The organism is Pseudomonas sp. AD21 (genome assembly GCF_002878485.1).
GTDB lineage: Bacteria > Pseudomonadota > Gammaproteobacteria > Pseudomonadales > Pseudomonadaceae > Aquipseudomonas.
Genome location: NZ_NQYG01000130.1, coordinates 1 through 1,247, shown reverse-complemented (window position 1 = coordinate 1,247; position 1,247 = coordinate 1). Strand labels below are relative to the sequence as shown.

The window sequence follows — 1,247 nt, the reverse complement described above, 5'->3', positions numbered from 1 at the left end:
GGCGGTTGGGCACGTCCCACGGGGTGGCCTGAAAGCGGTTGCGATAGCCCTGATGGAAATCGTCTTTGAGTGCGGTGGTGTCGCTGGTCACCGACTCTTCGAGCACTTGCGGCTGTTTGCCTTCGTGGAGGACTTCGGTGAGCAGCCACAGGTCGTTCCACTTGGCCTTCGGGTGCTCGGTCAGGGCGAGGAAATGGCCGCTGACCAGCAGCGGCTGGTCGCTCTTGCCTTCGGCGAGCTGGAAGTCGCTGCGGTGGCGTTCGAGGGCGCGTTTGGCCAGGTGCTTGCCGCGCTCGCGGTCGATGAAGCGACCCGGGTAGTCGTAGTCTTCGAGGTCGGGCAGGGCGTCGCCACGGTTCTCGCTTTCCAGCGTCAGGCGTGGTTTTTCGAAGTCGTAATCGCGACGCGTGGTGCGGCTGGGGCGGGTTTCCAGGCGCAGGTCGAAGCGCTTGATCACCGGGTCGCTGGCGACCATGCCGGAGTCTTGCTGATAGACCACTGGCTTGAGTTTCGGGAACACCGTCTGGTCGTCGCCGAACACCAGTTTGTGCGCCGTTGCCGTGTGCTCGAAGTGGTAGTGAATACCTTCTTCCTCGCACAGGCGCTGGATGAAATGCAGATCCGATTCATCGTATTGCACGCAGTAAATGCGCTCGGGATAAATCGAACCGGTCTTGAATTCGTAGGCGTTGCTCTGGATGCCGTGCTCTTCGAGGACCATGCCGATGATTTTCGGCACCGTGAGGTTCTGGAAGATCCGTTGGTTGATGCGATGCGCCAGGTACGACAGTTGCGGGCGCAGGGTCACGGAGTAGCGCGTCAGGCGCTTGCCCGAGTCACCTTGCGCGGCGCGGTAGATCTGGCCGTGAATGCCGCTGCCGTCGGGCGACAGTTGCAGAAAGGCCGGTTTGTGCAGCAGGGTTTCGAGATCCAGCGACGGCTGCTCACTGACCAGCTCCACCTCGAAGACAAAAGGCTGGCTGACGGCTTCCCGACCGGTGAGGGTAAACACCTGGAAATCGGCGGAAAGATCTTCGATGGTCAGGGCAAAATGGGTTTCATTGGCCGGCGCGAACATCCCTTGTTCCTCGTGCTGTACAGCGGCGTTCGTCGACGACCGCAAAGCGGCTCAACGTACGCGAAATTCTGGAGGGGCGTAAACAACATCGACCAGCAGAGCTGGCCGATGCTTGTAACGATCAGCCGTAATTAAACGACTGGAGCACGCCAGTCATCGGAACCCGAAG

1 protein-coding gene is annotated in these 1,247 nt (G+C 60.5%); it reads right to left on the bottom strand.

The features are described from left to right. On the bottom strand, nt 1-1,078 hold a 1,078-nt coding region (gene tssI, locus PseAD21_RS29310; protein WP_146011324.1), incomplete at its 3' end, for a type VI secretion system tip protein TssI/VgrG. Nucleotides 1,079-1,247 lie beyond the last annotated feature (169 nt).